The organism is Phreatobacter oligotrophus, assembly GCF_003046185.1.
Taxonomy (GTDB): domain Bacteria; phylum Pseudomonadota; class Alphaproteobacteria; order Rhizobiales; family Phreatobacteraceae; genus Phreatobacter; species Phreatobacter oligotrophus.
On record NZ_PZZL01000021.1, the window covers coordinates 1 to 25,384 of the forward strand.

A 25,384-nucleotide genomic window follows, 5' to 3' on the forward strand; every position below is an offset into this window, starting at 1 on the left:
GCCAGAAAAGATCGCAATTCATCAGAGACTTCCTTCCGGAAGCCGTGAATCACAATCCCTCGCTCATGCCAACCGATTTATGGGTCCGGACCCTAAGTTCGAAGATGCAACGGTCACCAGCAGGGCGGCAGCCACAGCGCGCGCAGCTTGCAGCGCAAGATCGAAAAACGGCATTGAGATGCTCCAGTCGACAGGGATGCGCACGCCACAAAGGAGCGTGCGGTGTCAGGTCGAGAGGAGACCCCGAGGTGGTCGTTCCAGGCGACTGGTTGTCCACGAGCCGATTACGAGGTCGTCGGGAATGACAAGTCGGCTCGTGAACCGATAACGGTCAATGACCGGTGTTGCAGAAGAAGCCGACACCGTCGGATTGTGATGAACGCAACAATCGAGACCACGATTTGAAGGATCAGGAGCGTCCTGGGTCCGCCCGTCGCGATGTGTCTGATCAATCGCTGTATCGCCAACACCCAAACCGTCGCCGAAAGCGCGGCAGGCATGCGACGAATGGGCGTGCAACAAGGAGCCCGACATGGCGACCACAACCAATGCGACCAGCATCAAGCGTGCTGAGCGCCAAAAATTGCGGGCGATAGCCAAGTCGCGGTACAAGCCGGGGGATCCTGACGTCAATCTTCGGCCCTAATAGCTGAGCTCGGGCGGTGAGGCAATCGGTGGGGTCTCAGAAGGCGGATCAAGACCAAACGGTGTTGAAACGTAGGCGCCGGCGGCTCGCTCCGACAGACTCTGATTTCCAGCATTTAAGGGCCAACTTAGCCTCTCCGCGATGCTCGGGCTGTCCAAGCGTTCAGTCAGCGCGCCTGGAAGGCTATGGCATCAATCACGTGAAAGGATAGACGGCGCCGACGTAGGTATGGCAACTTCGTCGTCATGCTGTCGGGAAGCGCTTATCTGGGAGCCGCGGTCGCCGAGATCGCTGGTTGTTTTGCGTTTTGGGCGTGGCTACGCCTGGATCGATCGGCGTGGTGGCTCGTGCCTGGCATGATGGCGCTAGCGCTATTCGCCTATCTGCTGACACTGATCGAAAGTTCAGCCGCTGGCCGCGCATATGCAGCCTATGGGGGCGTCTACATAGCCACTTCCATACTTTGGTTATGGGTTGTTGAAGGGCACCGGCCTGCTCGTTGGGACATATCCGGGGCGGCAGTCTGTCTTTTGGGTGCTGGCATTGTCCTGTTTGCACCACGAGGACCTTGATCAGTACGCGTGGGACACTGCGGGGCCTGAGCAATAGGCCCGATGCCCCCTAGATGCCGGTGCGGCGTCGCCTTTGACGCTCCGAAGTAGGGCACCCACCTCTGTCGCATCAGAGTGTCGGCGGCGGGCAACATATCACCATAAATTGCGCCCCTCTTTGGAAGTCAGCGCGGCCGCCCTTTCCTGCTGCGCTTGGGCTTGGCCTAGGGAAGGCCCGCCATGGTCGTGGTATACTTTGGTCATCACAGGAATTTTGATTTGTTGCGCAATCTTGCCAATTGGGTGTGGTCAGTACTTGATCTGCTGCCATTGGTCCGCCCCCTAACCACACCGAGAGAGCGATGACAACGGAGCGACAGGCCCATTGGGAAAACGTGTATTCCACCAAGGGCGAGACGGAGGTGAGCTGGTTTCAGGAATCCCCCCAGCCTTCCCTGGATTTGATGGCGCTGGTTGGCGCGAAAGCCGACTCCGCCATCATTGACATCGGTGGCGGTGCATCGCGGCTAGTTGATGCTCTTCTGGCTGAAGGCTTCACTGACATTTCCGTCCTCGACCTTTCGGCCGAAGCTTTGGACGTAGCCCATGCGCGCTTGGGTGACGCAGGCCATCGAGTGAAGTGGATTGTTGACGATGCCACCGAATGGGAGCCACCACAGCTTTATGACGTGTGGCATGACCGTGCCGCCTTCCATTTCCTGAATGGGGAGGACCAACGACAGGCTTACCTCCAACGTGTCAGGGAGGGTCTGCGCACCGGAGGCTACATCATCATGGGCACGTTTGCGCTTGATGGCCCCGAGAGATGCAGCGGCTTACCCGTGACCCGTTACAGCACAGAGAGCCTTTCGGCGTTCTTGGGCGAGGGGTTCGCCCTGGTGGATAGTCGCCGACACGAACACGCCACGCCGTGGGGCGCCGTTCAGAGATTTGTATTTGGCACATTCAAGCGTGTTTCATGACTTAGGGCCTGCGAACCGCGTCTCCGCCGTCGAGCTGCGGTGCGAAAACGCATGGAAATGCGGGGGCCGTCAAACCCGGCGCTTGGCGATCTCCCGGTAGAGAGCCTCAGGCGTTATCCCAAGTTCGGCAGCTAGTAGCTTCCATCCCCCCTTTGCGGGAATGCTACTTTCATGACACGCGAGCCAGACATCGAGGCGATCGGCAACGGTCCTTACCGACAGAATTTCTGCCCGCAAACGAGCCCTCTGGACCTCGCGTGCCAGATGCACCTCCACCGACAGGGCCAGATCCCGGTCCTCAGCGAGGCGCCTAACGAGAAGACGTCGCTCGATCAGCAAGAGCTTCAACTTCGTCTCAGCGACGGCATCGCAATGGTAGACGTCGTTGTGGAGCGAGGCCTCAGCGAGGATCGCTGGTGCGCAGGCGCGCTGTAGGATCAGACTCGCGCCGCCTTCAAGATGGCGAACGAGGTGGGCACGGCCGTCAGCAACCACGTAAAGGTACGTGATCGCGTCGCCCGTGCGAAATACCGTGTCGCCCTCAGCAAAATCACGGGAGGCAAAGGAGAGCGAGCGAAGCCGGTCGAAAACGGCAAGGGACATGATTTCGATCATGCGCCCCATGATTGATGCGTGGCAAGAGACGGGGAACTTCACCGGAGCCTCATCATGCGATTTGCCATCGTTTCTGCGCTTGCCATTCTCCCGTTGGTCGCACACGCACAACATGCACCGCATCGGCATGGTGCGCCTTACTCGGGATTGGAGCGGCGTGAGATAAAGAGCCTCTCAAACGAAGATCAGGCAGATCTCCGTCGCGGCGCTGGCTGGGGATTGGCATTGCCCGCCGAGCTGAACGGCCATCCCGGACCCTCACACGTCCTAGAGATGAAGGTGGAACTGGCGCTTACGGATCAGCAGATCGAGGCCGTTTCCCGAATATTCGAGCGGATGCGTCAGGATGCGATCGCAGAGGGTGAGCGCTTCATCGCAGCGGAAAATACGGTCGAAGCGCTTTTCCGTGAACGGAGCGCGGACGAGGATGCGCTACGGCGCGCAATTGGTGCCAGCGAAGCCAGCCGCGCCAGGCTACGCTTGATCCACCTCCTGGCACATCTATCGACCCCGGCGCTGCTCACGGAGGCGCAAATCGCGCGCTACAAGCAGTTGAGGGGATACGCTTCCGATCCGTGTGCCGCCGTTCCATCCGGGCATGACCCCTCAATGTGGCGCAGGCACAACGGTTGTGGGGGGTGAAAGTGAGATCGTTTTGCAAGCCGCAGGCGGCGTTGCCTTATTGACGACTTACGCAACATGGTTTTCGCTAAGATTTTGCGGTCGCAACCAAACTTGGGAGGCAGCCAAAGCCGCCTCCCGCGTTAGCCCGATCGTCAGCGCATCGGGCGCAGGTTGGTGTAGGCGCCGGTCGTCCGCAGGGTGACCGTCACCGGCTGAGAGGTACGGTTGCGGAAGAACCAGCCGTGCGAGCCGTCGAAGCCCGCGGTCAGGACGCCCTCGTCGAACGCAACGCCACGGGCCGTCTTGTAGGACGTCTCGCGACCACCGCCGGCCCTCGTGCCGTGCATGTCGTAGTTGATGGGCCCACCTTCCGAGCGCCACGAATAGCGGATGGCGGTGCCGTTCGGGGCGGTCATCTTCCATTCGACACCTTCGCCGGGCTTCAGCGGGATGACGGTTTCATCCGTCCGCTCCGCAGTCTGCGCATGCGCGGTGCCGATGATGCTGGCCAAGATAAAGCCGCCGATGCTGGAGCGCGGCGCGGGGGCCGGGGCTGTGTCGCGGCTCCTGTCGTCGGCAGCCTCGCGGGCGAGCTGCATCTTGATCTCGCCCATCTGGGTGAGGCCGAGGGTGCGACCGATGCCGGTGGGGTCGACCGCATACTCGGACGGCAGGACGATCGTCACCAGGATGGCGGTCGCGGCGACGGCGGCGATGGCGGTGGACTTCAGGAGCTGCGCGGTGGTCGGCAGCTCTTCACGGGACGGCATGTCGGAGTTGTACATGATGGTGTCCTTGTTTCAGCTCACGAAGTAGCCGGTCAGCTGGTAGCCGACCAGAACGAAACCCGCGGCCATCATGGCCACGTTGGCGGTGTAGGCATGGCGTCGGAACCCGTCGGTGCGGCGCCAGAAGCCCATGGCGATCAGAATGCCGGCGAGCGCCAGCAACTGGCCGATCTCCACCCCGACATTGAAGGCGAGGAGGTTTTGCAGGAGGCCGTCAGGAGCGATCTTGTATTCGAGGATTTTGGTCGACAGTCCGAAGCCGTGGAACAGCCCGAAGATGAGCGTCGCTGCCTTGGTGTTCGGCTGGAAGCCGAACCAGCGCTGGTAGGCGCCGAGATTGTCGAGAGCCTTGTAGACGACCGAGAGACCGATGATGGCGTCAATGAGGAACGAGTTGATCCCCACGTTGAAATAGACGCCGAGCAGCATCGTGGTCGAATGCCCGAGGGCGAAGAGGCTCACATAGATGCCGATATCCTTGAGGCGGTAGAGGAAGAAGATCACGCCCGCCAGGAACAGCAGGTGGTCGTAGCCCGTCACCATGTGCTTGGCGCCGAGATAGACGAAGGGGATGAGGTGCACCCCCGTGATCTCCTGGATGTAGCCCTTGTCGCCTTCGGCGACGGCATGGGCGAAGGCCTCGGAGACCCCGAGGGTCGCGAGGCAGAGGGTCAGAAGGGACAGGCCGAGGCACCTTTGCACGACGCGTGCAGCCGCAGGCTTCCCTTCGCGATGGGATCGCATGGGAGAATTCCAGTTGATGTGAGAACAGCCGACCGGGTGGCCGGCGCCGGATCAGAACGGCGTGGCCGAACGTGGTGGCCGTTCGAGGGGCCAGGTCACATCAAGTGGGGGCGAGGCGTGAAGCGTCGCGCGGACCGCCAAGCGGACAGGTCCGAAGGCGTAGTGGGGAGCATGCGCGAGCCCCAACGTGACATGGGAATGATCCGGCCCGTGCGGAATGTGCTGGCCGCTCTCTCCGTCATGGTCGTGCGAGTGAGGATGGCCGTGTCCATGGTCGTTGTCCGATATGGCGATGGCCGCGGCATGGCTCGCCCCGGCGCCGCGCCAGAACGCAGGCCCCGACAGGCCGAGCAGGACGGCCAGCATGAAACAGATCAGGCGTCGGGCGCGCAGCGACATCGTTTCCTCTGTGCTGCCGGAGGTCGGCAGGATTATGGCACGGGTCATCGCCATAGCGCAGCAACTCCGACCAGCACCAGAATTGTGCCTGCAAGTCCATCGAGGATACGCCCGGCGGTGTGAATGGACCCACCAACCCGGGCAGTGGCTGCGGTGGCCACCTCGCGCATGGCGACGCTGAGAACGGCGACCAGACCCAGGGGGATCGCGACGCCGAGCATCATGGCAACCGCGAAGGTGAGCCCCACCTCGGGCACGCCGCGGGAGATCGCATAGAACATCACGAACAGGGTGAGCGGACAGGGAATGAGCCCTGCCACCACGCCGACGCCGACGCTGTCGCCATGCCGTTTGTGATCAGGCCCGCGCCAGGCGCGAACCAGCAGCCAAAGCCCGATCACGAGCAGCAGGCCGCGGCTGATCAGTTCAAGGGTCGGCGCCTGCCCCGCCCCCGTGATGGTGCGGCGGACCAGGGCAGACGAGGTTACGGCGAGAGCGACCGCCATGCCGACATGGGTTGCCGCCAGCAGGAAGGCGGTGAGGCACGCCTTTGCCACCGCCATGCGGGACCCGATGAGGTAGGTTGCGAGAACCGTCTTGCCGTGCCCCGGCGTCATGGCATGCGCCGCGCCGAAGGCGATGCCCAGCGGCAGGACGGCCGCCAGCGCCGCCCAGTCCCTCTGGCCGGCAAAGGCCGCGATCTCGGCCGACAGGAACTGCCGTATCCACGACTGCAGGTCGAAGAGGGCGGCCCAGAGGCCGCTGACGCCGCTCAATAGGGCACTCCCCGGTTCGCCGAGCGTTGCTATATCCTCCCCGGGGGGATAGGCATAGCCCATGAGCGGACACATTCACGCGCACCATGCCGACATCGCCAAGCGCCTGAAGCGCGCCGAGGGTCACCTGCGGACGGTCATCGCCATGATCGAGCAGGAAAAGCCCTGCCTCGACATCGCCCAGCAGCTTCATGCGGTGGAGAGGGCCATCACCCAGGCCAAGAAGACCCTGATCCAGGACCATCTCGACCATTGCCTCGAAGCGACCGTCGGCGAGGTCGGGGCGAGCCAGCGCAAGCCGATCGACGAGTTCAAACAGATCACGAAGTACCTGTGATGATCGCCGTCCTCCAGAACCTCACCTATCGCCGCCTGTTCCTCGCCCAGGTCGTGGCCCTGATCGGCACGGGACTGGCGACGGTGGCGCTCGGCCTGCTCGCCTTCTCGCTGGCCGGCGCCAATGCCGGGGCGGTGCTGGGAACCGCGCTCGCCATCAAGATGATCGCCTACGTCACCGTGGCGCCGATCGCCTCGGCCTTCGCCGAGCGCGTGCCGCGGCGGGCGATGCTGGTGGCGCTTGACCTGGTGCGGGCGGGCGTCGCGGTCCTCCTCCCCTTCGTCACCGAGATCTGGCAGGTCTATGTCCTGATCTTCGTGCTGCAATCAGCTTCGGCCGCCTTTACCCCGACCTTCCAGGCGACCATTCCCGACATCCTGCCGGATGAAAAGGACTACACCCGCGCGCTCTCGCTCTCGCGGCTGGCCTATGACCTGGAAAGCGTCGCGAGCCCGATGCTCGCGGCCCTCCTTCTGGTGTTCATCTCGTTCCACAACCTGTTCGCCGGCACCGTGATCGGTTTCCTGGTCTCGGCAGCCCTCGTCATGTCGGTGACGCTGCCGAGCCCGAAGCCGTCGAAGCCGCGCGGCATCTACGACCGCACCACGCGCGGCATCCGCATCTATCTCGCCACACCGCGACTGAGGGGCCTCCTCGCCGTCAATCTCGCGGTGGCCATGGCCGGCGCGCTCGTTCTCGTCAACACCGTGGTCTATGTGCAGGCGAGCTTCGGGCTCGACCAGCAGAGCACCGCGCTTGCGCTTGCAGCCTTCGGGGCGGGCTCCATGGCTGCAGCGCTCGCTCTGCCCAGCCTCCTCGAACGGGTTGCGGACCGGACCGTCATGCTGGCGGGCGCCGGGCTGCTGACTATGGGAACACTGGCGGCTGCTGCGGTCCCGTCCTATGCCCTGCTCCTGCCACTCTGGTTCCTCATCGGCATCGGCTATTCCGCAGCCCAGACCCCCTCAGGCCGGCTACTGCGGCGCTCAGCTCATCCCGAAGACCGCCCGGCAATCTTCGCCGCCCAGTTCGCCCTCTCCCATGCCTGCTGGCTCATCGCCTATCCCCTCGCCGGATGGGCGGGATCGGTGCTGGGGCTCTCCCTCACGGCGTTGGTGCTGGCGACCGGGGCGGCCCTCGCCATGATCATGACGCGCATCGTCTGGCCCGCCGACGACCCCGAGGTGGTTCAGCACAGCCATCCAGAACTGCCCGCGGATCACCCTCATCTCGCCCAGCACGGACATGGGTCGCAGCACGTACACCCTTACGTCATTGACGACAGTCACACCGACTGGCCTTCAGAGCGCTAATTCGGATACGCAAAAATGAGGGTTATTGCACCATTGGGGCTGATAGACGGAGCACGCGCCATTGTGGCAACCATGGGCGCATGGGGACAGTTTTCGCATTTGTGGGAGCCGCAATCGCCGAGATTGCAGGTTGTTTTGCCTTCTGGGCCTGGCTTCGCCTCGATCGATCAGCCTGGTGGCTAGCTGTGGGTTCTGATCAGGTTGTTCCGGCGAGGGCTTGAGCCGGTGATCGTCGGGCGAGGCTAGCATGGGGCCGGTGCTGATTGTACCAGGCGAGCCATCGAGGCAGATCGACGGCGCGTCGGTGTGACGAGGGGAACGGGATGGCATAGGCCCATTCCCGCAGCATGGTCTGGATGAAGCGCTCCGCCTTGCCGTTCGTCTTCGGGGTGTAGGGTCGGGTTCGAATGTGCCGGATGCCCAGCATCCGAAGGACCTTGCGGAAGAGCCTCGCGATGTAGCCCGAGCCGTTGTCGGTCATCACCCGCTCCACACGGACGCCCCTTTCTCTGAACCAGCGCAGTGCCCGAATGAGGAAGCCGGTGGTCGACCAACGCCGTTCGTCGGGCAGAACCTCGACATAGGCCAGCCGGGTCGCATCATCGATGGCGACATGCAGGAAGTCATAGCCCAGGCCCTCGCTTGCCGCCCGCCGGTTGCCGGTGATGCGGTGGCCGACGCCCTCGAAACGGGCGAGCTTTTTGATGTCGAGGTGAAGAAGCTCGCCCGGACGCTCGCGCTGATAGCGCCGCACCGGCTCCTTCGGCTCAAGCGAGGCCAGCCGGCCGAGCCCCATCCGTGTCAGCCAGCCGGCGACCGTCGATCGCGCCAGACCGAGGCGAGAGGCGATCTCTTCGCCCGTCAGCCGGTAATCGCGGCGGAGCCTGGCCGTCAGTTGCGCCCAGAACCCATGCATCGGTGATCGGGAGGCATGGGGCCGGGACGAGCGGTTCTCAAGCCCGGCCCGGCCATCGGTCCGCCATCGCGACAGCCATTTGCGGGCGGTCCGTTCGCTGACCCCGAAGCCGGCCGCCACTTCGGCGACAGGTCGTCCATCTTCCTCGATCCGCCTGATCATCTCGGCTCGACCAAGCGGCGTCGTTCGCGCATTCTTGTGCGGGTTGTTCATCCTCGTGCCCTGCGGTGCTTCGTGTCGCAACGACCACCTTCAGGCTCTCACGGGCGATGAACAACCTCCCCAGAATCCACACCTATGCGACCGCCCTCAACATCCTCTGGATCGGCATCGCGGCCTACGCCTTCGCCGCCCTGCTGGAAAAGGCGCGCGAGGCCGGTTCGCTGCTCTCAAGCGGTGAGTGAGCCGCGGATCGTCGAGCGGCTTCGACTTTCGGCTGATGTGCCCCTGAAGGCACGTTAAGCAGCGGTTAAGGCCCTGTCCCACAGGCTGGGGATTGCCCAAGCTGTCATCAGCAGGTTACAAATTTCGGCAGTGCAGCAAAACCGGGAACCTCGCGTGCCGGTCATGCGTCTCCGCTCAGAAGGCCCGGGATCCCGCCGGACCCGGTCGACGCCATCGCGGGCCCACCCTTCGGAGGCATTGCGTGCTCTACCATTTCTATGAAGCGACCCATGCCATGCTCTCGCCCTACCGGGCGATGGCGGATGCGACCAAGCTGGCGCTGAACAACCCGGTCAATCCGTTCTCGCACCTGCCCATGGCCAAGCAGATGGCCGCCGCCGCCGAGCTCTTCGAGCGGGCGACGCGGCGCTACGGCAAGCCCGGCTTCAACCTGCCCACCGCCCTCGTCGGCGGCGAGCGGGTGGCGGTGACCGAGCAGGTCGTCTGGAAGCGGCCCTTCTGCGACCTCATCCATTTCAAGCGCGCCCTGCCGCGCGGCCGCAAGGCCGACCCGAAGGTGCTGATCGTCGCGCCGATGTCCGGCCACTATGCCACGCTGCTGCGCGGCACGGTCGAGACCTTCCTGCCGAACCACGAGGTCTTCATCACCGACTGGGCCGATGCCCGGATGGTGCCGATGGCCGAGGGCCGTTTCGACCTCGACGACTATGTCGACTACGTCGTCTCCATGCTGCATTTCCTCGGCCCGGACACCCATGTCATGGCTGTCTGCCAGCCGGCCGTGCCGGTCTTCGTGGCGGTCGCCCGCATGGAGGCCGAGGACGACCCCTACGTGCCGACGACGCTGACCCTGATGGGCGGGCCGATCGACACGCGGTCGAACCCCACCGCCGTCAACAAGCTGGCGGAAGAGCGCGGCACCGAGTGGTTCCGCCGCAATGTCATCACCACCGTGCCCTTCCCGCATCCGGGCATGATGCGGCCGGTCTATCCGGGCTTCCTGCAGATCAACGGCTTCATGTCGATGAACCTCGACCGGCATGTCGACGCCCATCGCGAGCTGTTCCGCAACCTGGTGAAGGGTGACGGCGACGGCGCCCAGAAGCACCGCGAGTTCTACGACGAGTACCTCGCGGTCATGGACCTCACCGCCGAGTTCTATCTGCAGACCATCGAGCGGGTCTTCGTCGAGCACCACCTGCCGCGGGGCATCATGATGCATCGCGACCGGCCGGTGGACCCGAAGGCCATCCGCCGCGTGGCTCTTCTCACCGTCGAGGGCGAGAAGGACGACATCACCGGCGGCGGCCAGACCCTGGCGGCCCATGGCCTTGCCACCTCCATCCCCGAGGACATGCGCCACCACCACCTGCAGCCGGCGGTCGGCCATTACGGCGTGTTCAACGGCTCGCGCTTCCGCGCCGACATCGCCCCGCGCGTCATGGATTTCATGCGCACCCATGCCTATCGCAAGGCGCAGGGGGCCAAGACCGCGGCGAAGCCGGCCGGCGACAAGCCCTCGGCCGAGAAATCCCCGGGCGAGAAATCCTCCGCGAAATCGGCCGTCCTCAAGATGATCCGCGGCGGCCGCTGACCCGCATCGAGATACCTCTCTCGATGGCAGCATGCGGCAGCAGGGCGGCTTTCCGCCGCGCTGCCGCAGTGGCCCCGCCGCCCGCGACTCGCTATTCTGCGGCCATGTCCATCATCCGTCGGCTCTTCCAGCGAGAACCCGACCCGGAGACCATCACGGTCTCCCACGAGGGGGTCGCCTACACGGTCGCCATCCGCCGCCTCGCCCAGGCGCGGCGGTTCACGCTGCGCGTGCGCTCGACCAGCCGCGACGCCGTGCTGTCCATGCCGGCACGGGCGCGCATCGCCGATGCGATCGGCTTTGCCGAGCGCCACGGCGCCTGGATCGCCACCCGGCTCAACCGCATTCCCGAGCGCCTCGCCTTCCTGCCCGGCGCCTCGGTGCCGCTGCGTGGCGTGCCGCACACCATCTCGCACCGGCCCGACCGGCGCGGCACGGTCTGGGTCGAGAACGGCGCGATCCTGGTGGCGGGCGAGGCGGAGTTCGTCTCACGGCGTGTCAGGGACTTTCTCAAGCGCGAGGCGCGCAAGGACCTGGAGGCGGCGACGCGCCGCTATGCGGAGCGTCTCGGCGTGAAGGTGACCCGCATCGGCATCCGCGACCAGGCGAGCCGCTGGGGCTCGGCCTCCTCGACCGGGGCGATCAACTATTCCTGGCGGCTCATCCTCGCGCCGCCTTTCGTGCTGGACTATCTTGCGGCCCACGAGGTGGCGCATCTCAAGGAGATGAACCACTCGCCACGGTTCTGGCGCATCGTCAAGGAGCTCTGCCCGGGCATGGAGCCGGCCAAGGCCTGGCTCCGGGCGCACGGGGCGAACCTGCACCGCTACGAGGGCTGAGGCCTCAGGCGAGCTGCTTCTGCAGGAAGACGAGATCGAGGCGGCGGCCGAACTTCTCGCCGATCGCCGGCATCCGGCCGACCTCGATGAAGCCGGCGCGGCGGTGGAGCTTCAGCGAGGGCGTGTTGCTGCCCTCGACGCCACCGACGATGACATGCTTGCCGGCTGCCCTGGCGCGCGCGGTCAGCGCCTCGACCAGGGCGAGGCCGATGCCGCGGCCGCGCGCCTCGCCGGCTACGTAGATCGAGTGCTCCACGGCATTGCGATAGCCCGACCAGGCGCGGAACTGGATGTAGGAGCCGAAACCGACAACGCGGCCGCCATCCTCGGCCACCAGCACCGGATTGCCGGCGGCGCGGCGCTCGGCGAGCCAGGCGCGGCGCTCGTCGAGGTTCACCGGCTCGTCGGACCAGACCGCCGTGCTGGCGACGATGGCGTCGTTGATGATCTCGAGGATCGCCGGCAGGTCGTCCTCGGTCGCGTCGCGAACCATGGCGCCGCTGGGCGGCGCATTGCGCGGCGGAGTGAGGTCCTTCAGGTAGAAGGTCGTGTCGCAGAAGCCGCCATCCGGCCAGAGCGCGAAATCCGGCACGAACCCGAAGCGCGACCAGCCGCCGCGCTCATAGACGCGCCGGGCCTCCTCGCTGCCGGTATCGAGGATGAGGAGCGTGCGGCCGCGGGCCAGCGCCTCCTCCTCCACCCGGCGCAGCAGCGAACCGGCAATGCCCTGGCGGCGGCCGTCGCTGTGGACCAGCATCTTCTTCACCTCGGCGCGGTGCGGCTGGTTCGGCGGCATGTCGAGGCCGAGCTGCGCGGTGCCGATGATGCGGTCGCCGAGAAAGGCGGCGACGAGCACGGTGTCACCCGCCGCCACGCTAGCGGCGACCTTGCGGAAATAGGCTTCGCCATCCGCCTGCGTGTAGGGGTTCATGAAGCTGACCGAGGCGCCCTTGGTGACGCAGTCGGTGAGGACGGCGGCCAGGCCCGGCACGTGGCGGGCGGCGGCCTCGGCGCCGAGGGTCTCGATGGTGATCATCGGCGCAACCCTCCGGAGGTGTTCGGAACCAGGACCACGCAGTAGCGCGCCGGCTGGTCGGTGCGGTTTTCGAAGACGAGCGGATAATCGAGGCGCATGACCCGGCAGTCGCCGGGGCCGAGATCGGTGACGAGGCCGTCATAGGAGAGGGTCAGCGTGCCCTCGAGCACCCAGACGAACTGTTCGACCGGGATGACGACGATGTTGTCATAGGCGACGCGCTTTCCCGCCGGCAGCATGACCTCGACGATGTCGGTGCCGGAGGCATTGGGCGGGGCGACGTTGCGGCGGGTATAGCCAGTCTCGGGATCGGTGCGAACCGCGGTCGTGGCGGCGCGGCGCACCGGATCGGGCTTCGGCTGCGGCTTCTCGAAGAGGGTGCCGAGGGTGACGCCGAGGGCCGCGCCGAGCTTCACCAGCAGGACGGCGGTGGCGCTGGCCTCCGCCCGCTCGATCCGCGAGATCATGGCGCGCGAGACGCCGGACAGCGCCGCCAGCTGGTCGAGGGTCAGGCCCTTGGCGGCGCGCAGCTCGCGCACGCGCTGGGCGACCACCTGGTCGAGATCGTCGGGTGCGGCGGCTGTCTCCATGATTGGAGACTACAATTCTCTCATAGTAGAATCAAGCGCCGATTGCCGCGACGGCCGCCTCGAGGCGGTCGAGGTCCTCGGGGCGCGACAGGCGGTGGTCGCCGTCCTTGATCAGCGTCACCACCACATCGTCGCGGGCAATCTTCTCGGCGAGCAGCATGGCGTGGCGCCAGGGCACGTCCGGATCCTCCATGCCCTGGAGGATGTGGACGGGGCAGCCGGTCTCGACGAGGCTGCCGAGGACGAGGTTCCTGCGGCCGTCCTCGATGAGGGCGCGGGTGATGGGATAGCCGCCCTCGTCATAGGCGGAGGGCCTCACCCAGCGTCCCTCCGTCATGATGGTGGCGCGGACCCCCTCGGAAAAGGCCGGCCACATCAGCGCCTCGGTGAAATCGGGCGCGGGCGCGATCAGCACCATGCCGGCGGGAGCCTCGGCGAGGCGACGGACCGCGAGGAGGCTGATCCAGCCGCCCATGGAGGAGCCGACCAGGATCGGCCGCGGGCCGGCGAGCCCGATCATGGCCACCGCCTCCTCGGCCCAGCGCGAGATCGTTCCTTGCTCGAAATCGCCCTCCGATTCGCCATGACCGGAATAGTCGAAGCGCAGGAAGGCGCGGCCCTCGCGGGTCGCCCAGGCGGAGAGGGCCTCGGCCTTGGTTCCCTTCATGTCGGACTTGAAGCCGCCCAGCCAGACGACGCAGGGCCCGCGGCCGGCGATCCGCCGATAGGCGATCCGGCGGGATTCGGACCCCGAACCGATGGTGAGGAAGTCCGGAGGAGGAAGCGATGTCATGGCAGGGCTCCGGCGACGGGAATGGCCCCCTGCCTAGCCGCCCCTGTGACATCCGAGCAAGGGCCCGGCTGAAAATGCAGCGAACCATTGACTTTCGCGGCTTTTCTCCCGATCTTCGCCGTCCTTCGGAGCATCGCCGCAGGCCTGCCTTCCAGCCCCCGGGCGGAAGTGGCCGCGACCGACCCTCCGGACCCCTGAAACGTCCTGAAGGAGACGCCCCATTCGCAGACCCATGAGAGCCGCCGCCCCCGTCGAGCGTGACGGGCCGCGCATCAACGACATGATCCGTGTCCGCGACGTCCAGCTGATCGATGCCGAAGGCGAGAACCGCGGCATCGTCCCGACGCGCGACGCCGTCCAGATGGCGGTCGAAGCCGGCCTGGACCTGGTGGAAGTGGCGCCGAACGCCGTGCCCCCCGTCTGCAAGATCATGGACTACGGCAAGTTCAAGTTCCAGGAGCAGAAGAAGGCCGCCGAGGCCCGCCGGAACCAGAAGACGGTCGAGGTCAAGGAGATCAAGCTGCGTCCCGGCATCGACGATCACGACTACGATACGAAGATGAAGGCGATGAAGCGGTTCTTCGAGGAAGGCGACAAGGTGAAGGTCACCCTGCGCTTCCGCGGCCGCGAAATGGCGCATATGGATCTCGGTGTGAAGGTTCTCGACCGGGTGAAGGTCGACACGGTGAACATCGCCAAGGTCGAGCAGGAATCGCGGCTCGAGGGCCGTCAGATGATCATGGTGCTCGCGCCCAAATGAGGGTTGCGGCCTGAGGGCCGCCAGCGGCATTGTCCCGAGCGCCTGCGACCCTGTCGCGGGCGCTTTCCTTTGTCAGCGGACCCGAGCGCCCATGTCGACCCACAAGGACATCAAGACCCTGCGTCGCGAGCTCGCGGCCGCCCTGCGGCTGGCCGCGGCCCAGGAGCTGAACGAGGGCATCTGCAACCATTTCTCGGTGGTCGTGCCCGGCCCCGACGAGCGCTATCTCATCAATCCCTATGGCATCCACTGGGGCGAGATGCGGCCCGACGACATCCTGCTGATCGACGGCGAGGGCCAGATCCACGAGGGCTGGGGCGAGGTCGAGGCCACCGCCCGCAACATCCACATTGCCGGCCATCGCGCCAATCCGCGCCACCAGGCGATCCTGCACGTCCACATGCCCTATGCGACCGCGCTCACCATGGTGGAGGGCGGCAAGCTGGAAATGGCGCACCAGACGGCCTGCCGCTTCCTCGGCCGCACCGCCTATCAGGGCTTCGGCGGCGTGGCGCTCAATGCCGAGGAAGGCGAGCGCATCGCCCAGGCGCAGAAGGACAATCCGCACGCCGACATCATCTTCCTCGAGCATCACGGCGTGACCATCGGCGGCCCCACGGTCGGCATCGCCTTCGACGACCTCTACTACCTGGAGCGGGCCTGCAAGCAGCAGGTGCTCGCCCAGTCCACCGGCCTGCCGCTGAAGATCATTCCCGCCGAGCAGGCCCGCCAGACCGCGCGCGAATGGATGCAGGTGCTGGAGTATCAGGCCACGAAGCACTTCGAGGCGCTGATGCGGTTGAACGGTTTGTGAGTGGTATTTGCCGCACAGCGGTGGCGCCCTAGATTGGAATGGTGATAAACGGGCGCCCGGTCTTGATCGACGTCAAGGCCACGCCGGACGAGTGCCTGCACAGTCCGGTATCCCCCGACGTCTGCCGGGGCTCGCACAGACCGGACGAGCCATGACCTACACCGCGTTCTTCCAATCCGCCGTGGACCGCCTCAAGGACGAGCGGCGCTACCGTGTCTTCGCCGATCTGGAGCGCAAGGTCGGGCAATTCCCGAAAGCCACGTGGCACTCCCCGGACGGTGAACGCGACGTCGTGATCTGGTGCTCGAACGACTATCTCGGCATGGGCCACCACCCCACGGTGACGGCCGCCATGGCCGAGACGGCGATCACCATGGGCGCCGGCGCCGGCGGCACCCGCAACATTTCCGGCACCTCCCATCCGATCGTCGAGCTCGAGCGCGAGCTCGCCGACCTGCACGGCAAGGAGGCGGCCCTCGTCTTCACCTCCGGCTACATCTCCAACCAGGCCGGCATCTCGACGATCGCCAAGCTGCTGCCCGACTGCCTCATCCTGTCGGACGCGCTGAACCACAATTCGATGATCGAGGGCGTGCGCCAGTCCGGCTGCGAGCGCGTCATCTTCCGCCACAATGACCTCGCCCATCTCGAGGAGCTGCTGATCGCGGCCGGCCCCGAGCGCAACAAGCTCATCGTCTTCGAGAGCGTCTATTCGATGGACGGCGACGTCTCGCCGATCGGCGCGATCTGCGACCTCGCCGAGCGCCATCGCGCCATGACCTATATCGACGAGGTCCATGCGGTCGGCATGTACGGCCCGCGCGGCGCCGGCGTTGCCGAGCGCGACGGCCAGATGCACCGTCTCGACGTCATCGAGGGCACGCTCGGCAAGGCCTTCGGCGTCATGGGCGGCTATATCGCGGGCTCGTCGGCGGTGATCGACGCGGTGCGCTGCCATGCCCCGGGCTTCATCTTCACCACCGCCCTGCCGCCGGCCGTCGCCGCGGCGGCTGCCGCCGCCATCCGCCACCTCAAGGCCTCGTCGGTCGAGCGCGACATGCAGCAGCGCCAGGCGGCGCGGGCCAAGCGCGTGCTGTCGCTGGCCGGCCTGCCCGTCATGACCAGCGACACGCATATCGTGCCGGTGCTGGTGGGCGATGCCGAGAAGTGCAAGGCGGCGAGCGACCTGCTGCTGCGCCGCCACGGCATCTACATCCAGCCGATCAACTATCCGACCGTGCCGAAGGGCACCGAGCGTCTGCGCATCACGCCCGGCCCGGCGCATACGGACGCGATGGTCGACGACCTCGCGGCGGCGCTGCTCGATGTCTGGATGGAACTGGACCTGCCGCTGCAGCGCTACCAGGCCGCAGCGGAGTGAGGCTCAGGCCGGAGCCGGTTCGCCCGCGCGGATGCGGGCGAGCGGCAGGCGCGCCAGCACACGATCGATTTCTGCCGGCCGCATGAGGCGGAAGCGCACCGGCGACTTGTGCACGTCGGTGAGGGGCTTGCCGGTCGCCACGCGCCAGGCATGGACGAGGACCTCGTAGGTTTCGGCATCGACACCGGCGATGTGGCAGATGGCGCCAAGCGCCTTCTCGTCGTCGCGCTCCAGAATCTTGCGGCCGGCATCGCGATCGCGGCCGATGCAGCGCATCAGCAGGTCCATGGCCGGCACGATCTGCCGCTCCTCGGCCAGGGCCTGGAGCTGGGCGAGAAGCTCGTCGCCGGTCGGCACCTGGCTCGCCGCGGGCGACGTAAACTTGCTGGCGATGTCGGGCGGGCAATCCGGGCGCTGCGCCAGGGTGGAGCGGACGGCGGCATCACCGCCATGCCTGTCGACGATGCGGGCAAAGCCCTCGGCGGTGAGCTGGGCGCCGATATTGCGCACCAGAACCAGCACGGTCGCCGCCTCGCCCAGCTGGACGATGGTCTCGGCGATCAGGGCCGAGACCCGCTGCCGCTTGGCGATGATCTGCATGTGCTCCTGCCGGTCGGCGGCGCAGACCTTCAGCATGACGTCGTCGGTGAGATCGGGCGCCGACAGGATGGCTTCGGCCACCGCGATGACATCGCAGGCGAGGGTGGTGGCGGCCTCGGGCAGGGCGGAGGAGCAGCGGGCCAGCTTCGGCGAGGCGCGCACGCGGGTCGGCATCGGCGCTTCGCGCAGCGCCTCGGCCACGATGTTGTCGAGCACGAGCGCCTTGCGCGAGGCCGCGCTCGGCCGCTCGCGGGAAATTTCGTCAACGAGCTCCTCGACCAGCGCCCCACGCAGCTTGGGCGCGAGGGCACCGATCATCTGGTTGATCGGTTTCAGGGCGTCTTCGAGATGCGTCGTCATCCACGGGACCTTTGGGCCGAGAGGATGCCCAACATGTCTTAACCAGCACTGAAAATTCCCCCGGTCCCCGATTGTGGATTTATGCACCATGTCGGGGCCGCGCGGCAGCCGCCCGCCGGGCCGTCTCGACTTAGCCAAGACCGATTCTAGGATCGGAAGCCTGTCATCTCACCAATCCCGGACCCTGCCCATGACCTCCACCTCCGGCCCCTTCGACCTCGTCATTCGCGGCGGGCGTATCGTCGATCCGGCGAGCGGCCGGGACGGGACTGGCGATATCGCGGTGACGGCCGGCAAGATCGCCGCCGTCGGCACCGTGGCAGGCGAGGGACGGCGCGAGATCGACGCCGGCGGCCTCGTCGTCACGCCCGGCTTCATCGACCTCCATGCCCATGGCCAGACGGTCGCGGCGGACCGGATGCAGGCCTTCGATGGCGTCACAACCACGCTGGAGCTCGAGGCCGGCGTGTTGCCCGTCGCGCTCTGGTACGAGAACCAGGCGCGCAAGGGCCGCGTGCTGAACTACGGCACCGCCGCCAACTGGGTCTTCGCCCGCATCGCGGCGATGATCGGGGCCGAGCCCGAGGCGGACCTCGCCTTCATGGGCCGCAATTCCAACGACAAGCGCTGGATCGAGAACGTCGCCTCGGACGCCGAGGTGAAGGAGATCCTCACCCGCCTGCGCCAGGGCCTGGACGAGGGCGCCATCGGCATCGGCATCCTCAATGCCTATGCGCCGGGCGCGGGCGTGAAGGAAATGACGTCGGTGTGCCAGCTCGCCGCCGAGCGGGCCGTGCCGACCTATACCCATGTCGCCTATGCCTCGAATGTCGATCCGCGCAGTTCGGTGGAGGCCTATATCCGCCTCGTCGGCTATGCGGGCGCGAGCGGCGCGCACATGCATATCTGCCACTTCAACTCGACCAGCCTGCAGGACGTGGAGCAGGCGTCGCGGCTGATCGCCAAGGCGCAGGCGCAGGGCCTCAACATCACCGTCGAGGCCTATCCCTACGGCACCGGCTCGACCGTGCTGGGCGCCACCTTCTTCGCCGATCCGCAGTTCAAGGAGCGCACCGGCGGCACCTATGAGGCCATCGAGATGGTCGATACGGGGCGCACTTTCCACAACCGCGAAGAATTGCTGGCCGCCCAGGCGCAGGATCCCGGCTCGCTGGTGCTCTGGCATTTCCTCGATGTCGAGGCCAATCCGCGCCACCGCGACCTGCTCGACGTGTCGATCCTGCATCCCGGCGGGGCCATCGCCTCGGATGCCATGCCCTGGACCAATCCGGACGGCTCGGTCTACGACGGCGATGCCTGGCCGCTGCCCGAGGGGACGAGCTCGCATCCGCGTTCGTCCGGCACCTTCACGCGCTTCCTGCGCCAGTATGTGCGCGAGCGCGCCATGCTGCCGCTGATCGACGGCATCGCCAAATGCACGCTGATCCCGGCCGAGATCCTTGGCCCCAGCACGCCGGCCATGCGCAGCAAGGGCCGGCTCGCGGTCGGGGCCGATGCCGACATCGCCGTGTTCGACTGGGACAGCCTCACCGACCGCGCCGAGTTCAAGGCGATGAACCGCGCGGCGGAGGGCATGCGCCACGTCATCGTCAATGGCGAGGCCGTCATCACCGACGGCGCGCTGGTGCGCGAGGCGCGTCCCGGCAAGCCGGTGCGGCGTCCGGTGAAGGGCGCCTGAGGCGGCGATGGCCGTTCCGGTCATCCTGGTCACCGGCTTCCTCGGCGCCGGCAAGACGACGCTGATCAACCACCTGCTCACCCATGCGGACGGGCGGCGGCTCGCCGCCGTCGTCAACGATTTCGGCGCGGTGAACATCGACGCGGCGCTGGTGGCCGAAAATGCCGACGGGGTGATGAGCCTCGCCAATGGCTGCATCTGCTGCTCGCTGCAGGGCGACCTCCTGCGAACCCTGTCGAGCCTGCTGCGCCGCGACCCGTGCCCCGAAGGCATCATCATCGAGACCAGCGGCGTGTCGGACCCGGCGGAGGTGGTGCGGACGCTGCTGGACCCTGTGGTCTGGCGCGAGGCGCCGCTGGAGACGGTGATCGCCGTGGCCGATGCCGCCGCGCTCGCCGCCGATCCTTCGCTGCTCGACGATGCGCTGTGCCGGTCGCAGGTGGCGAGCGCCGACATCGTCGCGCTGAACAAGGCGGATCTCGTGGATGAGGCGGGCCTTGCCCGCGCCCGGTCGGCTCTCGCGGGGGTGAAAGCCGAGCGGGTCATCTTCCCCGTCAGCGCCGGCGCCTTTGCCCCGGAACTCGCCTTCGCCGGCACCGGCCATCAGCCCGTCGCGCCTGACCCTCGCGCCGCGGAGCGGGCCCGCTTTGCCACGCCGCGCTTCGAGAGCACGACCTTCGAAAGCCGCGAGCCCCTGTCTTTGCCGGCCTTCCAGCAGGCGATGACGCGGCTCGCCCCCCACCTCGTCCGCGCCAAGGGCTTCGTCTCCTTCGCCGAACATCCGGGACGGCCGATGCTGTTCCAGCTCGTCGGCGACCGGGCGACGCTCGGCCCTGCACCTGCGGGGGCGGAACCTGGCGCGACACGTCTGGTGCTGATCGCCGAGATGGGGCGGCTGGCCGCCAGCGGTGCGGACGAGGCCCTGCGCCGTTGCGCCGCCGCCACGCCGGCCTGACCCGTCGCAACCGGCGATTGACTTCGCCGCGCATCAGGCGGTAGCAGACAGGCATGTGGCTTTTCCGTGGCGGCAGGTTCCGGATCGCGCGCAGCGTTCTCGCTGCGACGCTGATCTATGTCATCGCCGCCACCGGCATGCTCGGCTCCATCGCGCGGGCTGCCAGCGGGCTGGAATCCTCCGGCTTCGTGGTGATCTGCACCATGGAGGGCACCGGCATCGCCGCCGATGGCTCCGGCCCGGTCACCAAGGCGCAGACCGCCCAGCATTGCGGCCTCTGCCAGGCCGGCACCGCCATGGCGACGCCGCCGGTCTCCGAGGGCGTGCCCGTCGCCGAGCCCGTCCCGGCCCCGCCGCCCCTCGCCCGCCCCGCCCTGCTCGCGCCTGTCCGCTCCTTCGAGGGCTGGATCGGCACGCGGCCACCGCGCGCACCCCCTTTCGCCGTCTGATCACGACCTGAACCTTCGGGAGCGGCCCTCGCGCCGTCCCGCGTCGTCATCCCACGTCGAAACGCACCCTCATGAACCGCATCTCTCCGACGCGTGCGGGGCTTCTCGCCCTTGCCGCGGCCTCGCCGCTCGCCATTGCCGTCGCGCAGGCCCAGACCACCGAACTGCCGACCATCACCATCGAGGGTCAGCCCTCCGGGACGGGGAGCGGCGGCAGCCTCACCTCCCCCGCCATCGAGACGCAGCGTCGCGCCGTGAACAGCACGGCCGGCTCGGTCTCGCATATCGACGCCGAGACCACCCGCAACACCTATGCGACGACCCTGCGCGACGTCCTCCAGGACACGCCCGGCATCCTCGTGCAGAACCGCTACAGCCAGGAGATCCGGCTCTCGATCCGCGGCTCGGGCCTTGCCCGCGCCTTCCACACCCGCGGCATCGAGATCCTGCAGGACGGCGTGCCGACCAACCTCGCCGACGGCTCCGGCGATTTCTACCAGATCGACCCGCTGGCGCTCCGCGCCATCGAGGTGTTCCGCGGCGGCAATGCCCTGCCCTTTGGCTCTTCGACGCTGGGCGGCGCCATCAACTTCGTGACGCCGACGGCCTTTACGGCCACCGCGCCCAACGTGTTCAGCATCGAGGCCGGCTCCTTCGGCACGATCCGTGGCCATGGCTCGGTGTCGCGCGTCATGGGCGACTGGGACTTCCACGCCTCCGGCACCGTCACCCATTCGGACGGCTGGCGTGCCCACGAGCAGCAGACCCTCGGGCATTTCAACGCCAATGTCGGCCGGCGCATCTCGGACCGGGTCGAAACGCGGTTCTACTTCGGCGCCTACTACACGGACGTGAAGCTGCCGGGCTCGCTCACCTATGGCGCGGCGATGACCAATCCGCGCCAGGCCGCCGCCACCGCGCTCTCCGGTGACCAGGCCCGCAACACCTATGTGCAGCGCTTCGCCAACGTCACCTCGATCAAGCTGGATTTCGGCCAGCTCGACATCACCTCCTGGGCGATCCACAAGCACCTGAACCACCCGATCTTCCAGGTGCTGGACCAGGACGGCTGGACCTATGGCATCTCGCCGCGCTTCACCGGCTCGTTCAACCTCGGCGGCTATCGCAACGACCTGATCGTCGGCGCGCGCATCTTCGCCGGCAACAACCAGGCCCTGCAGTTCGTCAATGCCGGCAACGCCGTGCGCGGCGCCCAGACGGTCAATGCCCGCCAGCTCGCCTCCAACTACGAGACCTGGTTCGAGAACCGCTTCTTCGTCCTGCCGCAGCTGGCGCTGACCGCCGGCCTCAAGGCCTATGTGGCGAAGCGCGACTTCTCGGGCACGCTGAACATGAACACGCTGCCGGTGGCGGTGGACACGGGCGTCACCTATTCCGGCGTCAATCCGCGCGTCGGCCTGCTGTGGGAGCCGCTGCGCGACGTGCAGGTCTTCGCCAACATCACCCGCTCCTCCGATGTGCCGGACTTCTCCGACCTGACGCAGACGACGGCGACCACCACCGCCTTCGTGCCGCTGAAGGCGCAGACCGGCACCACCTACGAGGTCGGCACCCGCGGCCGCTATGGCGCCTTCACCTGGGAGGCGACCGCCTACCGGGCGGACCTGCGGAACCAGATGCTGCAGTTCAACGTGGGCGTCGGCATTCCCGCCTCCACCTTCAACGCGCCGCGCACCCAGCTGCAGGGCGTGGAAATGGCGGCGAGCGTCGACCTGTCGCGCAACCTCACGGGGAACGGCGACCGCCTGACGCTGAAGCAGGTCTGGACCTGGTCCGACTTCCGCTTCGTGAACGATCCGACCTACGGCAACAACCGCCTGCCGCTGGTGCCCGAGCACGTGCTGCGGACCTCGCTGACCTATGCCCATCCCGCCGGCTTCTCGATCACGCCGGCCATCGACATCGTCCCTCAGGGCGCGATCGTCGATTATCGCAACACGTTCCGCGTGCCGGGTTATGCGCTGTTCGGGGTGAGCGCGGCGGCGAAGCTGCCGAATGGCGGGGAAGCCTTCGTCGACATCCGCAACATCGCGGACAAGCGCTACATTTCCGACTTCGGTCCGGTGGTGCAGTACAATTCGGCGAGCACCGCGACCTTCTATCCCGGCGCCGGGCGCAGCATCTATGGCGGTGTCCGCGTGAAGTTCTGATGTAATGTTGTATCATCGGCCGGGGCGTCAGCGCCCCGGCTCTCCCCCGTCCCGCGCCAGGACCCCCATGCGCCTCGACACCGACATCGCCGTGCTGGATGCGCCGGCCCCGCAAGGGGTCGCGGTCCCGGCCGTGCGTGTCGCGGCGGAGTCGGTCGCGGGCGCGGTGGCGCCCGCCGTGGCGGCGCTGGCAGCGGCCCCGTCCGCCGAGACCGCGCCGCTGCCGGTGGTGCCGGAGGGCACGGCCGTCACCGTGGCGTCCCGCTGGCGGCTGCTGCTCGGGGTCACCGCCATTGCCTCGGTCGCCTTGCATGGTGTCGTCATCGCCGCCTTCATGACCATGACCACCACGCCACCACAGCGGGCCGACATGCCGGCGGTGGAGGTCGAGATGGTCGAGGCGGATGCCGAACCGCCGCCGGCCGCCGCTGCGGCGGCGAGCGAGGCGATGCCGGTGGAGCAGCCGCCGGACACGGCGTCGGCGGAGATCGCCCTGCCGCCGATGGAGGAGATCCCTCTTCCTGCCGATCTCATGCCGCCCCCCGTCGCCGAGGCGCCACCGCCTCCGGTGGAGGTCGCGGAAGCCCCACCGCCGCGGCAGCCTCCGGAGCCGGCGGTCGAGCGCCCCATCGTCATCGAGCCGCCACCAGAGCTTCCGGCGCTGTCGGCGGAACTGACCCCGCCGCCACCGCTGCCCGTGGCCGTGCCGACCCCGGCGCCGCCCATCGTCCAGCCGCGCCGCGAGCCGCCGCGGCCGGTCGTGCGCCGCCAGGAACCGCGGGAACAGCCGCCGCGCGAGCGGGTCGCCCGGCCCGCCCCGCCGCGTCCGCCAAGCCCGCCATCGTCAGCCTCGGAGGGGCGCGGGGTGACCTCCCGGGCGACACCGCGAACCTCGTCGCCGCCGCCGAGCTATCTTGCGCTCGTCATGGCGCAGCTCCACCGCGCCAAGCCCGCCAGCGCGGGCCAGACTGGCCGCGCCGTGGTGCGCTTTTCCATTCTCCGGTCGGGCGCGGCAGGCGGCGTCAGCCTCGCCAGTTCCTCCGGCAATTCAGTCGTCGACCAGGCCGCCGTCGCCATGGTCCGGCGCGCCGCCCCCTTCCCGCCGCTGCCGGCCGAATACGGCCCGGCGGCCATGCCCCTCACCGTTCCCGTCGCCTTCCGTTGATCCAAGGTCTTGCCATGTCTCGCCTGATTGCCCCCCGCCTGGTCCCGGCCGCCCTGCTGGCCTTCTTCGTCGCGAGTCCCGCGACCGCACACATCACGCTGGAGACCGGCTCGGCCGCGCCCGGCTCCTACAAGGCGGTGCTGCGGGTGCCCCATGGCTGCGGCACGCAGGCCACGACCGGCATCACCGTGACGATCCCGGAAGGGGTGCATTCGGTGAAGCCGCAGCCGAAGCCCGGCTGGACGCTGGCCACGACGGTGCGGCCCTATCAGCGGGCCTATACCAATCACGGCCGCGAGGTTCGCCAGGGCGTGCAGGAGATCCGCTGGTCCGGCGGCTCGCTGCCCAACGAGCACTATGACGAGTTCGTCTTCATCGGGCAGATCGACGGCTCGCTGGCCGCGGCCGGCACCGTGCATTTCCCCGTGGTGCAGACCTGCGCCGGTGGCGAGCATCGCTGGACCGAAATCCCCGTCGCCGGCAGCCAGGCCCGCCTCGCCTCGCCCGCCCCGGCGCTGCGCATCGTCGCGGCATCCGCTCCCGCCCCTGCGGCAGTGGAAGTCGGGTCGCTTCGCATCGCCCAGGCCTGGACGCGTGCGACGCCGGGCGGCGCCCGCGTCGCCGGCGGCTATCTCACCGTGACCAATACTGGCTCGACCCCCGACCGTCTGGTCGGCGGCAGCGCCGCCTTCGCCGAACGCGTCGAGATCCATGAGATGGCGACGCAGAACGGCGTGATGACCATGCGCCCGGTCACCGGCGGCCTCACCATCGCGCCCGGCCAGACGGTGGAGCTGAAGCCCGGCGGGCTGCACGTCATGTTCATGGGGCTCAATCGCCCGCTCGCCGAGGGCCAGACGGTGAAGGTGACGCTGGAATTCGAGACCGCCGGCAAGGTCGAGATCGACCTCGCGGTGGGGGGCCTTGGCGCCCGCCAGGCCCCGGCCGGCGAGCATCACCACCACTGACGCAGCGGCGGGGCCTCAAGGCCCCGCTACAGCCCCATCTGGCGGCTGGCGAGATCCTTCATGATCTCCTCGGTGCCGCCGCCGATGGCGTTGACCTTCACCTCGCGATAGAT

General features: G+C 67.4%; 27 protein-coding genes and 2 pseudogenes. 18 read left to right on the forward strand and 11 right to left on the reverse strand.

Features of this window, described 5'->3' with window-relative positions; translation table 11 throughout:
• Positions 1-891 precede the first annotated feature (891 nt).
• Together C8P69_RS21755 and C8P69_RS21760 are read left to right on the forward strand one after the other, a co-directional pair.
• On the forward strand, positions 892-1,218 hold the full coding sequence (locus C8P69_RS21755) for a YnfA family protein (protein WP_108179562.1): 327 nt from the start codon (positions 892-894) through the stop codon (positions 1,216-1,218).
• 341 nt (positions 1,219-1,559) lie between these two features.
• Entirely contained in the window at positions 1,560-2,180 is a 621-nt protein-coding gene (locus tag C8P69_RS21760; protein WP_108179563.1) for a class I SAM-dependent methyltransferase, read from the forward strand.
• 69 nt (positions 2,181-2,249) lie between these two features.
• Here the strand turns inward: C8P69_RS21760 and C8P69_RS21765 are convergent, their stop codons facing one another.
• On the reverse strand, positions 2,250-2,837 hold the full coding sequence (locus C8P69_RS21765) for a Crp/Fnr family transcriptional regulator (protein WP_245902183.1): 588 nt from the start codon (positions 2,835-2,837) through the stop codon (positions 2,250-2,252).
• A gap of 12 nt (positions 2,838-2,849) precedes the next feature.
• On the opposite strand from C8P69_RS21765, the gene C8P69_RS21770 reads away from it, so the two are divergent.
• On the forward strand, positions 2,850-3,437 hold the full coding sequence (locus C8P69_RS21770; RefSeq protein WP_245902184.1) for a hypothetical protein: 588 nt from the start codon (positions 2,850-2,852) through the stop codon (positions 3,435-3,437).
• Between the two features lie 134 nt (positions 3,438-3,571).
• Here C8P69_RS21770 and C8P69_RS21775 read toward each other — a convergent pair whose 3' ends face one another.
• From C8P69_RS21775 to C8P69_RS21790, 4 genes are read right to left on the reverse strand one after another with little or no spacing between them, the layout of a single operon-like run.
• A complete protein-coding gene (locus C8P69_RS21775) occupies positions 3,572-4,204 on the reverse strand; it encodes a transmembrane anchor protein (RefSeq protein ID WP_108179564.1) in 633 nt (210 codons plus the stop codon).
• A gap of 15 nt (positions 4,205-4,219) precedes the next feature.
• Positions 4,220-4,951: a HupE/UreJ family protein gene (locus C8P69_RS21780; protein ID WP_108179565.1), complete on the reverse strand. Its 732-nt coding sequence runs from the start codon at positions 4,949-4,951 to the stop codon at positions 4,220-4,222.
• A 51-nt stretch (positions 4,952-5,002) separates the two neighbouring features.
• Complete coding sequence (locus C8P69_RS21785) at positions 5,003-5,404, reverse strand: hypothetical protein (RefSeq protein ID WP_108179566.1); 402 nt, start codon at positions 5,402-5,404, stop codon at positions 5,003-5,005.
• Positions 5,395-6,126 (reverse strand): HoxN/HupN/NixA family nickel/cobalt transporter, encoded by a 732-nt coding sequence (locus tag C8P69_RS21790; protein WP_245902185.1) that lies wholly within the window; start codon positions 6,124-6,126, stop codon positions 5,395-5,397. The genes C8P69_RS21785 and C8P69_RS21790 overlap by 10 nt, the downstream gene beginning before the upstream one ends.
• 61 nt (positions 6,127-6,187) lie before the next feature.
• Between C8P69_RS21790 and C8P69_RS21795 the strand changes: the two genes are divergently transcribed.
• From C8P69_RS21795 to C8P69_RS21805, 3 genes and pseudogenes are all read left to right on the forward strand, one after another.
• On the forward strand, positions 6,188-6,463 hold the full coding sequence (locus C8P69_RS21795; RefSeq protein WP_108179568.1) for a metal-sensing transcriptional repressor: 276 nt from the start codon (positions 6,188-6,190) through the stop codon (positions 6,461-6,463).
• Complete coding sequence (locus C8P69_RS21800) at positions 6,463-7,776, forward strand: MFS transporter (protein WP_108179569.1); 1,314 nt, start codon at positions 6,463-6,465, stop codon at positions 7,774-7,776. The genes C8P69_RS21795 and C8P69_RS21800 overlap by 1 nt, the downstream gene beginning before the upstream one ends.
• Positions 7,777-7,856: 80 nt before the next feature.
• Positions 7,857-7,967: pseudogene (locus C8P69_RS21805) on the forward strand (YnfA family protein); the annotation flags it as partial.
• Between the two features lie 5 nt (positions 7,968-7,972).
• On the opposite strand, the gene C8P69_RS21810 reads toward C8P69_RS21805, so the two are convergent.
• On the reverse strand, positions 7,973-8,905 hold the full coding sequence (locus C8P69_RS21810) for an IS481 family transposase (protein WP_425440779.1): 933 nt from the start codon (positions 8,903-8,905) through the stop codon (positions 7,973-7,975).
• Between the two features lie 56 nt (positions 8,906-8,961).
• Between C8P69_RS21810 and C8P69_RS24495 the strand changes: the two genes are divergently transcribed.
• The 3 genes from C8P69_RS24495 to C8P69_RS21820 all read left to right on the forward strand — a co-directional run bounded on the left by C8P69_RS24495 (position 8,962) and on the right by C8P69_RS21820 (position 11,530).
• Positions 8,962-9,096 (forward strand): hypothetical protein, encoded by a 135-nt coding sequence (locus C8P69_RS24495; protein ID WP_281260084.1) that lies wholly within the window; start codon positions 8,962-8,964, stop codon positions 9,094-9,096.
• A gap of 242 nt (positions 9,097-9,338) precedes the next feature.
• Positions 9,339-10,691, forward strand: a complete 1,353-nt coding sequence (locus tag C8P69_RS21815; protein ID WP_108179570.1) for a polyhydroxyalkanoate depolymerase — start codon at positions 9,339-9,341, stop codon at positions 10,689-10,691.
• Between the two features lie 104 nt (positions 10,692-10,795).
• A complete protein-coding gene (locus C8P69_RS21820) occupies positions 10,796-11,530 on the forward strand; it encodes a M48 family metallopeptidase (protein ID WP_108179571.1) in 735 nt (244 codons plus the stop codon).
• Positions 11,531-11,534: 4 nt separating this feature from the next.
• Here the strand turns inward: C8P69_RS21820 and C8P69_RS21825 are convergent, their stop codons facing one another.
• From C8P69_RS21825 to C8P69_RS21840, 4 genes and pseudogenes are all read right to left on the reverse strand, one after another.
• Positions 11,535-12,023 carry a GNAT family N-acetyltransferase gene (locus C8P69_RS21825; RefSeq protein ID WP_108179585.1) on the reverse strand — a complete coding sequence of 163 codons (489 nt, stop codon included), beginning with the start codon at positions 12,021-12,023 and terminating at the stop codon, positions 11,535-11,537.
• A 33-nt stretch (positions 12,024-12,056) separates the two neighbouring features.
• Positions 12,057-12,566 (reverse strand): annotated as a pseudogene (locus C8P69_RS21830) (N-acetyltransferase family protein); the annotation flags it as partial.
• Positions 12,563-13,156, reverse strand: coding sequence for a helix-turn-helix domain-containing protein (locus tag C8P69_RS21835; protein WP_108179572.1), 594 nt, complete (start codon positions 13,154-13,156; stop codon positions 12,563-12,565). The pseudogene C8P69_RS21830 and the gene C8P69_RS21835, both read right to left, overlap by 4 nt.
• Positions 13,157-13,187: 31 nt before the next feature.
• Positions 13,188-13,949, reverse strand: a complete 762-nt coding sequence (locus C8P69_RS21840) for an alpha/beta hydrolase (RefSeq protein ID WP_108179573.1) — start codon at positions 13,947-13,949, stop codon at positions 13,188-13,190.
• 220 nt (positions 13,950-14,169) lie between these two features.
• Here C8P69_RS21840 and infC point away from each other — a divergent pair, with 220 nt between their 5' ends.
• The 3 genes from infC to hemA all read left to right on the forward strand — a co-directional run bounded on the left by infC (position 14,170) and on the right by hemA (position 16,904).
• Entirely contained in the window at positions 14,170-14,709 is a 540-nt protein-coding gene (gene infC, locus C8P69_RS21845) for a translation initiation factor IF-3 (RefSeq protein ID WP_211353857.1), read from the forward strand.
• Between the two features lie 91 nt (positions 14,710-14,800).
• The gene (locus C8P69_RS21850) at positions 14,801-15,523 is read left to right on the forward strand and encodes an aldolase (protein ID WP_108179575.1); all 723 of its coding nucleotides are present in this window, start codon (positions 14,801-14,803) and stop codon (positions 15,521-15,523) included.
• A gap of 151 nt (positions 15,524-15,674) precedes the next feature.
• A complete protein-coding gene (hemA, locus tag C8P69_RS21855; RefSeq protein WP_108179576.1) occupies positions 15,675-16,904 on the forward strand; it encodes a 5-aminolevulinate synthase in 1,230 nt (409 codons plus the stop codon).
• 3 nt (positions 16,905-16,907) lie between these two features.
• Here the strand turns inward: hemA and C8P69_RS21860 are convergent, their stop codons facing one another.
• Positions 16,908-17,864, reverse strand: a complete 957-nt coding sequence (locus tag C8P69_RS21860; RefSeq protein ID WP_170118352.1) for a DUF2336 domain-containing protein — start codon at positions 17,862-17,864, stop codon at positions 16,908-16,910.
• Between the two features lie 190 nt (positions 17,865-18,054).
• Between C8P69_RS21860 and C8P69_RS21865 the strand changes: the two genes are divergently transcribed.
• The 6 genes from C8P69_RS21865 (at position 18,055) to C8P69_RS21890 (ending at position 25,271) form a co-directional block, all read left to right on the forward strand.
• Positions 18,055-19,563, forward strand: coding sequence for an amidohydrolase family protein (locus C8P69_RS21865; RefSeq protein WP_108179578.1), 1,509 nt, complete (start codon positions 18,055-18,057; stop codon positions 19,561-19,563).
• Positions 19,564-19,570: 7 nt separating this feature from the next.
• Positions 19,571-20,518: a CobW family GTP-binding protein gene (locus C8P69_RS21870; RefSeq protein WP_108179579.1), complete on the forward strand. Its 948-nt coding sequence runs from the start codon at positions 19,571-19,573 to the stop codon at positions 20,516-20,518.
• A gap of 53 nt (positions 20,519-20,571) precedes the next feature.
• Entirely contained in the window at positions 20,572-20,967 is a 396-nt protein-coding gene (locus tag C8P69_RS21875; protein WP_108179580.1) for a DUF2946 family protein, read from the forward strand.
• Between the two features lie 71 nt (positions 20,968-21,038).
• Positions 21,039-23,138, forward strand: coding sequence for a TonB-dependent receptor family protein (locus C8P69_RS21880; protein ID WP_108179581.1), 2,100 nt, complete (start codon positions 21,039-21,041; stop codon positions 23,136-23,138).
• A gap of 67 nt (positions 23,139-23,205) precedes the next feature.
• Complete coding sequence (locus tag C8P69_RS21885; RefSeq protein WP_108179582.1) at positions 23,206-24,303, forward strand: energy transducer TonB family protein; 1,098 nt, start codon at positions 23,206-23,208, stop codon at positions 24,301-24,303.
• Positions 24,304-24,317: 14 nt separating this feature from the next.
• Positions 24,318-25,271, forward strand: coding sequence for a DUF1775 domain-containing protein (locus tag C8P69_RS21890; RefSeq protein WP_108179583.1), 954 nt, complete (start codon positions 24,318-24,320; stop codon positions 25,269-25,271).
• Positions 25,272-25,384 lie beyond the last annotated feature (113 nt).

Bases quoted from the DNA above. Each gene is read 5' to 3' on its own strand.
- C8P69_RS21880 (WP_108179581.1), top strand. From the start codon at position 21,039: ATGAACCGCATCTCTCCGACGCGTGCGGGGCTTCTCGCCCTTGCCGCG.
- C8P69_RS21825 (WP_108179585.1), bottom strand. From the start codon at position 12,023: ATGGTTCGCGACGCGACCGAGGACGACCTGCCGGCGATCCTCGAGATC.
- hemA (WP_108179576.1), top strand. From the start codon at position 15,675: ATGACCTACACCGCGTTCTTCCAATCCGCCGTGGACCGCCTCAAGGAC.
- C8P69_RS21775 (WP_108179564.1), bottom strand. From the start codon at position 4,204: ATGTACAACTCCGACATGCCGTCCCGTGAAGAGCTGCCGACCACCGCG.
- C8P69_RS24495 (WP_281260084.1), top strand. From the start codon at position 8,962: ATGAACAACCTCCCCAGAATCCACACCTATGCGACCGCCCTCAACATC.
- C8P69_RS21840 (WP_108179573.1), bottom strand. From the start codon at position 13,949: ATGACATCGCTTCCTCCTCCGGACTTCCTCACCATCGGTTCGGGGTCC.
- C8P69_RS21820 (WP_108179571.1), top strand. From the start codon at position 10,796: ATGTCCATCATCCGTCGGCTCTTCCAGCGAGAACCCGACCCGGAGACC.
- C8P69_RS21835 (WP_108179572.1), bottom strand. From the start codon at position 13,156: ATGGAGACAGCCGCCGCACCCGACGATCTCGACCAGGTGGTCGCCCAG.
- C8P69_RS21860 (WP_170118352.1), bottom strand. From the start codon at position 17,864: ATGACGACGCATCTCGAAGACGCCCTGAAACCGATCAACCAGATGATC.
- C8P69_RS21760 (WP_108179563.1), top strand. From the start codon at position 1,560: ATGACAACGGAGCGACAGGCCCATTGGGAAAACGTGTATTCCACCAAG.
- C8P69_RS21785 (WP_108179566.1), bottom strand. From the start codon at position 5,404: ATGGCGATGACCCGTGCCATAATCCTGCCGACCTCCGGCAGCACAGAG.
- C8P69_RS21890 (WP_108179583.1), top strand. From the start codon at position 24,318: ATGTCTCGCCTGATTGCCCCCCGCCTGGTCCCGGCCGCCCTGCTGGCC.
- C8P69_RS21810 (WP_425440779.1), bottom strand. From the start codon at position 8,905: ATGAACAACCCGCACAAGAATGCGCGAACGACGCCGCTTGGTCGAGCC.
- C8P69_RS21780 (WP_108179565.1), bottom strand. From the start codon at position 4,951: ATGCGATCCCATCGCGAAGGGAAGCCTGCGGCTGCACGCGTCGTGCAA.
- C8P69_RS21865 (WP_108179578.1), top strand. From the start codon at position 18,055: ATGACCTCCACCTCCGGCCCCTTCGACCTCGTCATTCGCGGCGGGCGT.
- C8P69_RS21875 (WP_108179580.1), top strand. From the start codon at position 20,572: ATGTGGCTTTTCCGTGGCGGCAGGTTCCGGATCGCGCGCAGCGTTCTC.
- C8P69_RS21770 (WP_245902184.1), top strand. From the start codon at position 2,850: ATGCGATTTGCCATCGTTTCTGCGCTTGCCATTCTCCCGTTGGTCGCA.
- C8P69_RS21795 (WP_108179568.1), top strand. From the start codon at position 6,188: ATGAGCGGACACATTCACGCGCACCATGCCGACATCGCCAAGCGCCTG.
- C8P69_RS21800 (WP_108179569.1), top strand. From the start codon at position 6,463: ATGATCGCCGTCCTCCAGAACCTCACCTATCGCCGCCTGTTCCTCGCC.
- C8P69_RS21755 (WP_108179562.1), top strand. From the start codon at position 892: ATGCTGTCGGGAAGCGCTTATCTGGGAGCCGCGGTCGCCGAGATCGCT.
- C8P69_RS21850 (WP_108179575.1), top strand. From the start codon at position 14,801: ATGTCGACCCACAAGGACATCAAGACCCTGCGTCGCGAGCTCGCGGCC.
- C8P69_RS21870 (WP_108179579.1), top strand. From the start codon at position 19,571: ATGGCCGTTCCGGTCATCCTGGTCACCGGCTTCCTCGGCGCCGGCAAG.
- C8P69_RS21885 (WP_108179582.1), top strand. From the start codon at position 23,206: ATGCGCCTCGACACCGACATCGCCGTGCTGGATGCGCCGGCCCCGCAA.